At 40.7% G+C, this 13,709-nt stretch carries 13 protein-coding genes and 1 pseudogene; all 14 read right to left on the bottom strand.

The annotated features are described in order from the left end of the window. Nucleotides 1-13 precede the first annotated feature (13 nt). Nucleotides 14-388, bottom strand: coding sequence for an ATP synthase subunit I (locus ACFSO7_RS22825; RefSeq protein ID WP_377879761.1), 375 nt, complete (start codon nucleotides 386-388; stop codon nucleotides 14-16). Between the two features lie 6 nt (nucleotides 389-394). Then, nucleotides 395-583 carry an AtpZ/AtpI family protein gene (locus ACFSO7_RS22830; RefSeq protein WP_377879988.1) on the bottom strand — a complete coding sequence of 63 codons (189 nt, stop codon included), beginning with the start codon at nucleotides 581-583 and terminating at the stop codon, nucleotides 395-397. Between the two features lie 324 nt (nucleotides 584-907). Then, nucleotides 908-3,145, bottom strand: a complete 2,238-nt coding sequence (locus tag ACFSO7_RS22835; protein WP_377879762.1) for a S8 family serine peptidase — start codon at nucleotides 3,143-3,145, stop codon at nucleotides 908-910. Between the two features lie 308 nt (nucleotides 3,146-3,453). Continuing rightward, the gene (gene wecB, locus ACFSO7_RS22840) at nucleotides 3,454-4,596 is read right to left on the bottom strand and encodes a non-hydrolyzing UDP-N-acetylglucosamine 2-epimerase (protein ID WP_377879763.1); all 1,143 of its coding nucleotides are present in this window, start codon (nucleotides 4,594-4,596) and stop codon (nucleotides 3,454-3,456) included. A gap of 403 nt (nucleotides 4,597-4,999) precedes the next feature. After that, nucleotides 5,000-5,629 (bottom strand): uracil phosphoribosyltransferase, encoded by a 630-nt coding sequence (gene upp / locus ACFSO7_RS22845; RefSeq protein WP_377879765.1) that lies wholly within the window; start codon nucleotides 5,627-5,629, stop codon nucleotides 5,000-5,002. A 212-nt stretch (nucleotides 5,630-5,841) separates the two neighbouring features. Continuing rightward, complete coding sequence (locus ACFSO7_RS22850; protein ID WP_377879766.1) at nucleotides 5,842-6,897, bottom strand: DUF5050 domain-containing protein; 1,056 nt, start codon at nucleotides 6,895-6,897, stop codon at nucleotides 5,842-5,844. Nucleotides 6,898-7,064: 167 nt separating this feature from the next. Beyond that, entirely contained in the window at nucleotides 7,065-8,306 is a 1,242-nt protein-coding gene (locus ACFSO7_RS22855; RefSeq protein ID WP_377879768.1) for a serine hydroxymethyltransferase, read from the bottom strand. 153 nt (nucleotides 8,307-8,459) lie between these two features. After that, nucleotides 8,460-9,035 carry a TIGR01440 family protein gene (locus tag ACFSO7_RS22860; RefSeq protein WP_377879769.1) on the bottom strand — a complete coding sequence of 192 codons (576 nt, stop codon included), beginning with the start codon at nucleotides 9,033-9,035 and terminating at the stop codon, nucleotides 8,460-8,462. Between the two features lie 17 nt (nucleotides 9,036-9,052). Continuing rightward, nucleotides 9,053-9,499 carry a ribose 5-phosphate isomerase B gene (gene rpiB, locus ACFSO7_RS22865; protein ID WP_377879770.1) on the bottom strand — a complete coding sequence of 149 codons (447 nt, stop codon included), beginning with the start codon at nucleotides 9,497-9,499 and terminating at the stop codon, nucleotides 9,053-9,055. A gap of 132 nt (nucleotides 9,500-9,631) precedes the next feature. Beyond that, nucleotides 9,632-10,579 (bottom strand): methyl-accepting chemotaxis protein, encoded by a 948-nt coding sequence (locus ACFSO7_RS22870; protein WP_377879989.1) that lies wholly within the window; start codon nucleotides 10,577-10,579, stop codon nucleotides 9,632-9,634. Then, nucleotides 10,571-10,954: pseudogene (locus ACFSO7_RS22875) on the bottom strand (HAMP domain-containing protein); the annotation flags it as partial. The pseudogene ACFSO7_RS22875 and the gene ACFSO7_RS22870, both read right to left, overlap by 9 nt. A 28-nt stretch (nucleotides 10,955-10,982) precedes the next feature. Then, nucleotides 10,983-11,432 (bottom strand): low molecular weight protein arginine phosphatase, encoded by a 450-nt coding sequence (locus ACFSO7_RS22880; protein ID WP_377879771.1) that lies wholly within the window; start codon nucleotides 11,430-11,432, stop codon nucleotides 10,983-10,985. A gap of 188 nt (nucleotides 11,433-11,620) precedes the next feature. Next, entirely contained in the window at nucleotides 11,621-12,169 is a 549-nt protein-coding gene (locus ACFSO7_RS22885; RefSeq protein ID WP_377879772.1) for a manganese efflux pump MntP, read from the bottom strand. Nucleotides 12,170-12,534: 365 nt separating this feature from the next. After that, on the bottom strand, nucleotides 12,535-13,578 hold the full coding sequence (locus ACFSO7_RS22890) for an L-threonylcarbamoyladenylate synthase (RefSeq protein WP_377879773.1): 1,044 nt from the start codon (nucleotides 13,576-13,578) through the stop codon (nucleotides 12,535-12,537). Nucleotides 13,579-13,709: the final 131 nt, after the last annotated feature.

Raw genomic sequence — 13,709 nt, forward strand, 5'->3', positions numbered from 1 at the left:
CCTCTCTTCCCCGCTATTTACGTTTATAAAAAGACTGCAGAAAAAAATCTATCATAATGACTATATAGGATGTCATTAATCCCAAAACCATACTAATGAGATGAAAGTTGTCCGGGTATTTCAGGGCAACGATGACAGCAAAAGCTGCGGTTGCCATTCGTGAAAATGAACCGAGCGAACGAACCTTTTTCCCTTGTGAAACAGCTTTCCCGAAGCTTTCCGTTTTTCTAACCATGAGCCACAAATTAAACAGGCTTAGGCTTGTTCCAAAAATAAGCCCTAAAAAGATAGTTTTGTATTCAGTAAAACCCCAGCCTAAAACATAGATGGATAATAGAAAAAATATGTATTTGCGCTGACGGGTATACATGACCTTAATTTCTGGCATGGTAGGTTATTCTCCTGAAAAGAAGTGTTGGACTAAGCGAAGCATAGCGTATACACCTGCTGCCAATCCAATCAGTAAACCGATTATTAAAAATAGAGGTCCGGTTTCGAAGAGTCGGTCACACCATCTGCCAGCAAAAATGCCAATCAGAATAGACCCAACTAACTGAGATAGGATTGCGGACATTAATGCCATCGCTTTATACGGGCGGCGACCATGTTGACTCAAAGTTCACACACCCTTGCATTGAGAATGAGAAATGGGCTCCTGAGGTATTAAAAATGATTGTGGAAACGTGGGAAATATAGTTCCACAGGTTATGAAAACCCTAACATTTTACGCCCTAAGTAAGCATACAATAGGGTCTTGTCAATGTCAATCCATTTACAGTGAAAAAGTTCACAATCATTTATCAGAAAATTTCCCATGTTCTATTTTGCTATTTTGATCAATTTCTATTTATTCTTATTTACTAATTGTTCTATTCTAACTTTGGATATCTCAAATTTGTTGCATCCTTCACCTTGTCAATTCCTTCGATCCACTCCCAATTTCGATCATCGTTTCCACCATATCTTCTTTGTTAGACTTTTTGGCAAATACTTTTGCTAAATACACCCCTTGCTTCGGTGCTTGATTTAGTGACAATTCTTTTTCCAGCATACCTTTTTTTACATTCCTGTCCCAATCTAGATAACTAATAAATCGGTAATCCTCTGGATCAAATAAAGCAATACCGAATTCTTCAGCTCCACCTGGTAAATACACTTGATAACGTAGCGTATTTTCTTTGTCACCTGCCCCAATTTCAAATCCCATCACTCTCGGATAATCAGGCTCCTCTAAAACATAGATGAAGGGGAGAGAGATTTTTTTAGAATTGGCATTCACTTTCAGGTAACCGTCTTGAATTTTCTCCTTAAAATTGGTTGGGTCCACTTCTAACTGAATATCTACACTCCGTTTCTCTCCGGGTTGGAGGGAAAAAGACATTGGTAAGTGCCAAGTCATTCCTTGTATTTTTTTTGGAACGTCAAAGGAATAGAAAACCGTTTTTTGACTGACGTTTTCTATTTTTAATCTTGACCGGTGACTGTGATGTTGGTCATTTACTTGAAACTTCCCAAATTGTAGTGATCCTGGAGAAATAATTGATTCAGAATTGATGGCTTCTTCAATTTGGATTCGACCTGCCCCTTGTTCAAATGTCCGATACCACTCGTTTGTCGATTTTTCCAAAGGTAGGGCTGAATTCATTAATGCTGCCTTTATTTGTTCGGGTGACCAATCTGGATGGGCTTGCTTAATGAGTGCACACGCTCCAGCAACATGTGGGGCGGCCATACTTGTGCCTTGTAGCGACAAATAGCCACCTGGAACGGTACTGTGAATAGCTACCCCAGGTGCTAATACATCCGGTTTAATTTCCCATGTTCTTGTGACAGGCCCCCTTGAACTAAAGGCTGCCAGCACATCCTGCTCCTCTTCTTCAATGATTTTCATATGATGTTGTCCTCTTTTGATTTGCTGCTCAATTTGATTTCCAGCCTTTTTCGAGATGGAAGCGACAGGGATTCCAACATCAACTTGTAAGTTTCCGATAAAGTCCCCACTTGTGTTGTTATAAATAATGACTCCAGCTGCTCCAGCACGAACCGCATTTATCGCTTTTTCGGTAAAGGTTATTTTCCCTCTCTTGATGAGGACTATTTTGCCTTTTACATTCTTAAGTTGAACTTTAAGTCCAATTCCGCCCAAAGCCATTTCTTGAGAACGGTCTTTTATCCATTTATCTCCACCAATCATAGGTTCCAATTTGATTTTTCCCCTAGTTCCTTCTATTAATATATAAGGTACTTTTAGAATCGGCGTAGATGCTCCTACCGATATTGCTTTCGCTGCTGTTCCAGGTGAACCGACAGTCCATTTATTCGGACCTGAATTCCCCGATGATGTGACAGCAACGATTCCCTTTTCTGTCAATTTATTTAGAGCAAGGCTAATCGGTAAATCGGGCCCATTTACATTGTTGCCGAGCGATAAATTCACAATATCCACTTTATCCTTCACTGCTTGTTCAATGGCAGCCAATACTTGCTCTGTCGTCCCGCTCCCTCCAGGACCAAGCGCACGGTAGGCAATAATTTTCGCCTCCGGAGCGACCCCCTTCATTTTTCCATTGGCAGCAATGACTCCTGCGACATGGGTTCCATGTAGGGTAGGTTCCCCTTGCGCGGATGTTGTTTCCATCGGATCCTTGTCACCGTCAACTAAATCGTGGCCTCCTCCATAATTCCGCCTTAAGTCGGGATGTGAATAATCGACCCCTGTATCTATCACACCCACGGTTACTCCTTTTCCAGTTAAGCGGTTATTGTGTTGATCATAATATCCTCTAATTCTTTCCCCACCAATCAGTTTGATGCTTTCTGTACTCTCGACTTTATAGGTTTGGATGGGGGAAATGTCGAGAACTTCGGTTTGCCTGCGAAGTTTTTCGATTTGTTCCGTTGGCCCTTTTACCGAAAAACCCTTCAATACTTCGCTGAAAATATACCTTAGCTTTAAACCTCGATAAAGCTTTAATTTATTGATTATTTCTTGCTTTGGGATTTGATTTTTCAATAAAATGATGGCTACTTTTTCCTCATGAGGTGATTCGGTCGGTAACGGTGGATGGCGAAGTGGCTGCTTGCTTGAAACTCCATTTTGGAAAAATAACATCATAAAAATGATTAGAAAGGAAACCTTTTTCATCCATTTTCACCTTCTTTTTGATTAAGTTGGTCTTGAAAGGTGGAGAGTATGCAAGGTTCCCTATAAAAATTCGGTGAATATAATTGTGCGATATGGTTTTCCTGAGGAATTTGTTGATTGATATTAAGGGATTTCATATTTATCTGCGTTTTGTTGATATATCTGCGGGAAATTCTTATTTATCCGCGCCTTTTTGATATTTACCCGCGGGAATTTACAGTTTATCCGCGGAGTTCACAACCATATCCGCCTTTGTCACAATTAACGCCAAAAAAGACACTAGCCAAATGGTTAGTGTCTAATTTTTTTTACAAATATTCTTCTGGACGATCTTCTAGTTGCTTAAAATAATAACGGATCGCTTCGCCAATTCTTCTTGAAGCATTTCCGTCACCATATGGATTTGTTGCTTTGGCCATTTTTTCATATTCATCGCGGTTTGTGAGTAGTTTAGTTGCCATTTGATAAATCGTTTCCTCAACTACCCCCGCTAGCTTTAACGTTCCTGCTGAAATACCTTCTGGTCGTTCTGTTGTGTCTCGTAAAACTAAGACTGGTACACCAAGTGATGGTGCTTCTTCTTGAACACCACCGGAATCCGTTAAAATTAAGTAGGATCTAGCAGCAAAGTTATGGAAATCAATCACATCAAGCGGTTCAATTAAATGAATTCGCGGGTCATCTCCTAAAATTTCTGCAGCAATTTCTCTTACAACAGGGTTAAGATGGACAGGGTAAACGACTTGAACATCCGGTTGTTCCACAACGATGCGTTTAATCGCACGGAACATATTCCTCATTGGCTCACCTTGATTTTCTCGACGATGAGCGGTTAATAAAATGAGACGGTCGTCGCCAATTTTATCAAGAACCTCATGGTTGTATTCTTCTTTAACGGTTGTTTTCAATGCGTCGATTGCTGTGTTTCCAGTGATAAAGATACTTTCATTGTTCTTATTTTCTTTCAATAGATTTTCAGCTGACAATGCAGTTGGTGAAAAATGCAAATCAGCCAACACCCCTGTAAGCTGACGATTCATTTCTTCAGGGTATGGTGAATATTTATTCCACGTGCGCAAGCCTGCTTCCACATGACCTACGACAATTTGATTATAAAAGGCTGCTAAACTAGCAACAAAGGTCGTTGACGTATCACCATGAACTAGAACAATGTCAGGCTTCACTTCCTTCATCACTTGATCCAAACCTTCTAAACAACGTGTGGTGATATCAATCAATGTTTGACGGTCTTTCATGATGTTTAAGTCGTGATCTGGAGTGATTCCAAAAATAGTTAACACTTGATCCAGCATTTGACGGTGTTGGGCCGTTACTGTCACAATTGACTCGAAATGCTCAGGATGTTTATTTAATTCTAAAACAAGCGGTGCCATTTTAATCGCTTCTGGCCTTGTCCCAAAAATCGTCATCACTTTAATCGGTCTATTCAACAAGAACACCTTCTTTTCATTTGTCAGGTAATCTTTTACCTAGTTTTTAGCGGCTTGCCATTTTGACAAGCCGCTTTTGTTTAGTTTGTTTATGAACCTATAAGATACTAGGATGTGGATAACTTATTAACTGTATATTCACGTCCAGCGCAAGCGTCCTAGCCCCGACGTACAGGATGTACTAGTGTCAACAATGCGACAGGACGCCCGAGTTCTTGTCGACCTCGAGGTCAAATGTTCGCCACCCAAAAAGTCAAAGAACGACTTTCCGGGTGTCGAAGCATTTGCTTGGCAAACCAAAGAACGGTTTGCATAAGTGCGACTAGGTCTCTGGCTTCGCTACTCTCGCCAATCGACCAGTCTTCTTTATCGGGGCTTACAAGTGCGCTTGGCGCTTTTGTTTTTATTTCGTACCAAATAATCGATCCCCTGCATCCCCAAGTCCTGGAACGATATATCCATGATCATTTAGCTTTTCATCAAGTGCAGCAATGTAAATATCTACATCTGGGTGTGCTTCCTCCACTGCTTTAACACCTTCAGGAGCCGCGATTAAGCACATAAATTTGATATGCTTTGCTCCACGATTTTTTAATGATTGGATCGCTTCTACTGCCGAACCTCCTGTAGCAAGCATTGGATCCACGACGATAAAGTCTCTTTCAGTCACATCACTTGGAAGCTTCACATAATATTCAACAGGCTTTAATGTCGCAGGATCACGATAAAGACCAATATGCCCTACCTTTGCTGCTGGAATTAATTTTAAAATTCCATCCACCATACCAATGCCTGCACGGAGAATTGGAATAATGCCAAGTTTTTTACCAGAAAGCACCTTTGACTTTGTCTCATTTACCGGCGTTTCAATCGTAATATCCTCAAGTGGCAAGTCTCTTGTAATTTCAAATGCCATAAGAGTTGCTACCTCATCAACAAGTTCACGAAACTCTTTTGTCCCCGTATTCTTGTCTCGGATGTATGTAAGTTTGTGTTGGATCAATGGATGATCAAATACGTAAACCTTTGCCACAGCGATCGCCCCTTTAATTAATATCAAGATTTAGACTTTGTGAGAAACAGCATTAATATGTATGAAAAAACGAACTACACACTTCGTCTAATTCTACAAAAAAACCTCCTCCAGTTCAACTAATATCTAGACACTTTATCACACCAGCGAATTGGGGCACTCTCCCTACACTTTACCGCATTAACGCAACGGGGGGCCAGTCCCCCGGTACGTTAATGCGGTAAAGGGATGCGTGTGAGGATTTTTAAGTTTTCCCCGCTGTAGAAGTAGATTTGGTTGTTGATGATGGAAAAGGAGGTTTGGTTTGGGATGTCCATGACTTTTGTTAGCTTTCCCCCAGATAATGGGATTCGGTGGATTTCTCTTCCTTTTCCTTCATACGGCCCTGCTTCGAAATAGACATTGCCACGATGGATATTTACCATTCGGAGATGAGGTCCATACTTTGGTAATTCTTTTATTAATGTCGTTTTCCCGCTCTCTTCGTTGTACTTAACTAAATACTGGGTCATAGCCTGTTGACTCCAAATGATGTAATAAATATTTCCGCGATCAGGAAACACACTATCCCCATTTACCTCAAGAAACATCGGAGATTTATGACCGATTTGCTTCCAAACATCTTTCAATTTAGACTTTTCGGGGTTGGTACTATTCGTTGGATAAAACTCGTCATCGATATAAATGCCCTTTTCTGTAATTGGCCATAGCCTCGGGTAAATGCATTTTTTTAATACAACCGTTCTCTTTGTCTTTAGGTTAGTTCTGTAGATGATCCCATTATTTCTGTCACCATCTTTGACACTTGCCCAACCTTTCGGATCATAGCCAATGGAATAGACTAAGTCACCTTCAACTTGGAAGCCACCGAATGGAAAGGGATCCAAGACAATCTGTTTATTTCTTCCATCTAAATCCATTTTCTTTAAAACATAATGCCATTTGTCCCCATAATAATCATATCCAATATAAAAAATCGATTCATTTTCTATATCAAACCCAGAGCCCCAAACCTTCTCAGCCCAATCACTGAGCATCATTTTTCCGCTACCATCTAATTTCTCACGAAAAAAAGCATCTGTTACCTTCGTTTCCTTTTCTGACTCATTTCGTCCCCAATAATAAACCCAGTCCTTGTAAGAAGTTAGTATTCCATTCGCTTCTCTCGTTACTTTGTCTGGATCCTTAGTTGTGATTTCCTTTGCGAAGAGAGGCGAATTCAAAGAGAAAACACTTAACAAAATGACCACCGAAACAACTCTATTCATAAAAACAGCCTCCTCCTTTTATCCTTCTCATAAAAGAGGCAACTTAACAAACACTTTATCACACCACCGCATTGGGGGTCAGACCCCCACCACTTTACCGCATTAACGCAATGGGGGTCTGACCCCCGGCGCGTTAGTGCGCTAAAGGACAGACCCCCGCTATCGTTTTATTTTTCTGGATATAAGATAAATTTACTAGTTAAGTCTGCCACACGTTGTCTAGACTTCTCTAGTGTTGCTTCGTTTTCATGATCTTTTAATGTATCAGCAATAATGGATGCGATAGCGTCCATATCCTCTAAACCAAAGCCACGGGATGTAACCGCTGCTGTACCGATACGAATTCCACTTGTTACAAATGGGCTTGCTGGATCAAATGGAATGGTGTTTTTATTAACAGTAATTCCGATCTCATCAAGCACTTTCTCCGCCACTTTACCTGTTAAATTCAAGCTTCGTGTATCTACAAGTAGTAAATGGTTGTCCGTTCCGTCAGAAACAAGCTCAAGACCTTCTTTTTTCAAGCCTTCCGCTAAGCGGGCTGCGTTATCCACGATTTGCTTCGCATAGTCTTTAAAGCTATCCTGAAGAGCTTCACCAAATGCGACTGCTTTTGCAGCAATGACATGCATTAATGGACCGCCTTGAATTCCAGGGAAAATCGACTTATCAATTTTCTTTGCCCATTCTTCTTTACAAAGAATCATCCCACCTCGTGGGCCACGAAGTGTTTTATGTGTCGTCGTCGTAACAAAATCTGCAAATGGAACTGGATTTTGATGCAAACCGGCCGCTACTAAACCAGCGATATGAGCCATATCAACCATTAAATAAGCCCCAACTTCATCCGCAATTTCACGGAATTTCGCAAAATCAATAGCTCTAGGGTATGCACTTGCTCCAGCAACGATTAGTTTTGGTTTATGTTGCAGAGCCTTTTCTCTAACATCTTCATAATTAATACGGTGAGTAACCTCATCTACCCCATACTCAACGAAATTATATTGAATTCCACTAAAGTTTACTGGGCTACCATGTGTTAAATGACCACCATGAGATAAATTCATCCCAAGAACAGTATCTCCCTGCTCAAGAATCGTAAAGTAAACAGCCATATTCGCTTGAGCACCAGAGTGTGGTTGTACATTGGCGTGTTCTGCACCAAAAATTTTCTTTGCACGGTCTCTAGCTAAATCTTCCACGATATCAACATATTCACAGCCACCGTAATAGCGTTTCGCAGGATATCCTTCTGCGTACTTGTTTGTTAGAACTGAGCCCTGTGCCTCCATGACCGCTTCACTTACAAAGTTTTCTGAGGCAATTAACTCGATATTGGCACGTTGACGTCCAAGTTCTTTCTGGATGCTTGCAAATACTTCTTGATCCTGTTGCTCCAAATTCTTCATGATTATCCCCCTTGAATGGTCATATATCCGTCTTGTATGTATAAAAATTAGACGAGAAAAGCATGTCGAATAGGCTCTGAGTCTATTCGAAAAATTCCCACTACTATTCTAACATGGTTTTTTTATAAAGAAAACTCGTGCAATAGCTGTATTTTATGTACAACTACCATTATCTTCCTTATTTTCATAAACGGCTCTTGCCCCACCGATTAATTTCGGCCTCGACTTCGCCAAAGTAACATGAGCCTCACCAATTGTCTTAATGGACACGCGAACAGGCACTGCAACTTGCTTCATATGCATCCCAATGAGTGTATCGCCGATATCAATACCCGCATCCGCCTGAATAAACTCCACTACGACAGGGTCTAGGAAATGCTCGTAAGCATAGGTAGCCATTGCCCCGCCTGCAGTCCTGACCGGTACAACAGAAACCTCTTCCCAGCCCTTTTCCTCTGATGTGGATCTTTCCACTACTAGAGCGCGGTTTAAATGCTCACAACATTGAAAAGCTAGTTGGAAGCCTGTTTTTCCTTGTTTCTCTTGAAGCTTTCGAAAAATCATTTCAGCCACATCACTGGATCCTGCTGTGCCAATTTTTTTCCCAATAACTTCACTCGTACTGCAACCAACGACTAGAACATTTTTTTTTGAAAAAGAAGCTTGAGCAAGAAATTCATCTAATATTGTTTCAAAATTTTGTTCCCACGTTTGAATGTTATGAGACAAGCAACCCACCCCTTGTATTACAGATTTTCGTTCTCGTATTCTGTGATTTTGCCAACGCGATTCGCATGGCGGCCACCTTCGAATTCCGTCGACAGCCAAATTTTTGCAATTTCACGAGCTAATCCAGGACCAATTACGCGCTCACCCATCGCTAGCATATTGCTATCATTATGTTCACGAGTGGCTTTTGCACTAAAGGTATCATGAACAAGAGCACAGCGGATGCCCTTCACTTTATTAGCGGCAATGCTCATGCCAATTCCTGTCCCACAAATTAATATTCCTCGATCAAACTCGCCACTTGCCACTTTTTTCGCTACAGGCAAGGCATAGTCAGGATAATCAACAGATGTTTCACAGTCACAGCCGAAATCCTCGTAAGCAATGCCCATTTCATCCATTAAAGTTTTTATTTCTTCACGAATATTCATTCCACCATGATCAGAAGCGATCGCTACTTTCATAAAAAAACCTCCAATTTTAAGCGTTTCTTTCTTTATTTTGTCATAGTACTTTGAAAAATAAAAGAGTCATCATTAGAAAATAAAATGGACTGAACTCATGAATTCCTTCAATAGTTCAGCCCTTCCATTTGATTAAAGTTTAAATCTAGTAATCGTCTCTTTTAATTTTTCGGCTTGTCCTTTTAATTCAAGGGCAAGATTTTCAACACTTTCAATGACAGCAGTTTGTTGAAACGTTGCGGAGGCAACCTCTTGGGCACCAGCTGATGTTTCTTCGGCAATCGCTGCCACTTCTTGTGATTGATTAGATGTTTGCTGAATGCTTTGCATCTGGTTATCTACTAAAGTAGTAATTGTGCTGACGCTGTTCGCCATTTCGTGAACCGTTTTCGTCATTTCCTCGATTACATCGTTTGTCTTCGTTCCTTTATTTGCTTCTGTATTAGCCGTTTCCACTTGAGCTGTAATTTGTTGCACGACATTTTGCACTTCTAATTGAATATTTTGGATGAGCTCTGAAATGCCTTGAACCGCTTTCGCACTCTCATCTGCTAGTTTCCGAACTTCGTCTGCAACCACAGCAAACCCTTTTCCATGTTCACCAGCTCTTGCCGCTTCGATAGAAGCATTTAGGGCTAATAGATTTGTTTGAGCTGCGATATCCCCAACTAACTTAATAATTTCTTCTACTTTTGTGGCGTTTTCTTCTAATCTTTTAACCGTTTGTAAAGATTTTTGATTATCATCTGCAAGCTGAACGATACCAGAAATTAATGAGTGAATAACATCTCGTGAATTTTGTAGGTCTTGCACCATTTCCTCTGATACTTTTTCAGCCGCTTGTGATTTAGCTTGAACTTCACCAGCAAAGCGGATGACATCATCTAATGACTCGACCGTTGTTTGGATGGAAACAGCCGAATTGTCCGCCCCAATCGCAATTTCGTTAATTGTTCTACCGATTGTGTCTGCTTGTTCTGCAGCAAATGATGCTTCTTTTGAGATCGAAATAACCTTTTCATTTGTTTCTGAAAAGTTCTCCTCAATCTTTTGAACCATATCTCTTAAACTACCTAGCATTTGGTTAAAGGCTAAGCCCAAAGCACGAATCTCATCGTCCGATTTAGATATTTCTGCGTCTTCGCTAATATCTCCATTCGCTGCTTTTAAAGCTACTTTTTCAAGTTTTTGTAGGGATTTTGTTATGAAACCAGCAGCAATAAACGCCAATATCCCAGACCAGATAGCCCCTAAGCTTAATGTGATGGTTGTGAAAAAGGTCTCACTAATTTGGATTTTATCCTTAAACATCGGATAAAGAAAATAAATGAACATCGCACTTGTTGAGTACGTAATAATAGCTAAAATTGTTGTAAAAAGGACGAGCTTTCTCCTTAAGCCCATTTTATAATGCTTTCGTTTTTTCATTATTTCTCCCCCTACGAAGCTTTCCATTTATTTTAAATTGATTCCTATTACCGATTTAATCTTCTAAATTTAATTTCTCTATTATTTTATCGACAGTTTGCTCTAAATCTTGAAAGGTTTTTCGATAGATTTCTACAGCCCCACCAAAAGGATCGATAATGTCATGTTGACCTTCTCCAGCAAATTCCTTCATCGTAAATACTTTGTCTGCTGCATTTGGAAAGTATTGAAGAATCGTCTCTTTATGAGAGGACGTCATCGTAAAAATATATGAAGCCCATTGTAAATCCGCTTCAGTCAATAATTTCGAGCGGTGCCAATGCTGAATTTGATTCTCAGACAATACAGATTGCGCATGTGAAGAAGCATGCTGCCCGTCCATTGCAAAGACACCGGCAGACTTGACCTTCACATTTGGCAATTGTTTATTCGATAAAATGGCTTCTGCCATCGGGCTTCGGCAAGTATTACCAGTACACACAAATAAAATATTCAACCCATGCACCTCCTATTAAAAACATTTAACCCCAGCTTACTATCTTCCCTATTAAATCATTTCCACCATATCTCTCTATTATAAGTTAGTTTTCAACATTTCAATATCATTAATTGTGATAATTTTATAAAAATTAAAAAGGGCCACCCTTTAACACAATAAAGCGCCGGGGGTCAGTCCCCCGACGCTTTACTGTGTTAAAGGAGTAGTTTTAATCCAAAGGCAAGAAGGATTCCGCCACCTAACGCTTCACTGTAGGTCCCCATCCAATTTTGGACTTTTCGACCAATTATTAAACCAGCCCAGGTTAGAATGGTTGCGGCAATTCCGAAACAAAGGAGAACTAGAACCGTTTTCGCATGATAAATGCCCAACGTCAACCCTACCGAAAAGCTATCCAAACTTACGCTAAAGGCAAACACAAATAGTCCAAAACCCACTGGTGAAATCATATTACTTTTCTCACTTTTAAAGCTTGACCATAACATTTGTAAGCCTAGTATCAAAAGCAAAGCCCCACCTATGTATGAAGCAATCGTTCCGAATTGATTAGACAAAAATTTCCCTGCAATGATTCCGAGTAGGGGCATCCAAACATGAAAGATCCCAATCGTCATCCCAATTTTAAAAATCTGCCTTAATCTCAAGCGATACATTCCCATTCCAAGGCCTATCGAAAAGGCATCCATACTTAATGCAAAAGCCATTAAAATGAGTGTCAATAACTCTCCAGCGACTGCTGTCATAACAATCTTCGCCCCCTTGGACTTGCTATTTGAAGCATATGCACGTCCAAGGAAAATTAGAATAACAAAATGCGGAAGCGCCTTGATCAGCCCCGATAAAGAAGACTGGTCGATTGGCGAGAGTAGCGAAGCCAGAGACCTAGTCGCACTTATGCAAACCGTTCTTTGGTTTGCCAAGCAAATGCTTCGCCACCCGGAAAGTCGTTCTTTGACTTTTTGGGTGGCGAACATTTGACCTCGAGAGGCTAGGCGCTGTAGCCTTATTACGATAAACTTCTTCAGAGTTAACTGCACCCTGTTATTTAAAGTTTCTGGTAAGCTATAAAAATAAGCCACCTAATTCAGATGACCCACTTAAAATGACTTTATTCCGATATCACCCGATGCCCAGCAGCTTTTTCCAAACGGTTCATAATCGCTTGCCCGACCCCAGTATAGGGAAACATTTCACTATAAATGATATCAACTTGCCGCTCATTGAAAGTCCTTAACGTTTGATAAAGCTGACTAGCAACCGTTTCAAGATGAGCACGCCTTCCACATGCCAAGACCACATCCGCCTCATACGCACCGACCATTTCTTCCGTCGTTAAAACACCAACAGAAAGACCTTCTGCTCGTTTTTCCTCTATTAATTGATTGAAAAACACCTGTGAGCCTTTCACGAGAAAAAGAGGCGCATTAGGCGCATAATGCTGATATTTCATACCAGGTGATTTCGGTGCCTTCGCGATGTCTGTTAGTGCCTCATCCATTTTAACAACACCAACAATGGCTTCAATTTGCTCCTTTGTCACCCCGCCCGGTCGTAAGATGACTGGTATATCCTCCGTGCAATCGATTACCGTTGACTCCACACCGACTCCAGTCGCACCACCATCGACAATTCCGCACACCTTCCCCTTCAAATCTTCCAAAACATGCTGACCCGTAGTCGGGCTCGGTTTTCCAGAAGTATTTGCACTCGGTGCTGCAATCGGAAGCTGACAGCTTTCAAGAACCGCTAATGCCACAGGATGATCAGGAATTCGAACAGCCACTGTTTTTAAACCAGCTGTAGCCCGATCTGACAATGATCCTTCTTTTTTTTGAAAAATAATCGTCAATGGGCCTGGCCAGAAGGCATCCATTAATTTCGAAGCCTTATTCGGTATGGATTCGACAAAATCCTTCAACTGGGTTGGTTGAGCAATGTGGATAATCAGCGGATTATCACTTGGTCGTCCCTTCGCTTGAAAAATTTTTTCCACAGCCTCATCATTTTCAGCATTTCCACCTAGCCCATAAACCGTTTCTGTTGGGAATGCCACCACTTCATTACCTTTTAAAAGTTCTGCAGCTTCTATTACCTGTGGATATTCCACCAAATTACCCACAGAGTTATCCACTATCCAATACTTTGTCTCCATCATTCATCCACCTTTTATACCTGACAATGAAACGACATAAATCTACATATTTCCGTATATTTTCGCCCTTTTATGTTTGCAAGTATAAAAGAAAACAAATGCGAACACAAGTTTTTATCCACATTTTGTGG

The organism is Bacillus sp. CGMCC 1.16607 (genome assembly GCF_042683745.1).
Classification (GTDB): Bacteria; Bacillota; Bacilli; order Bacillales; family Cytobacillaceae; genus Pseudoneobacillus.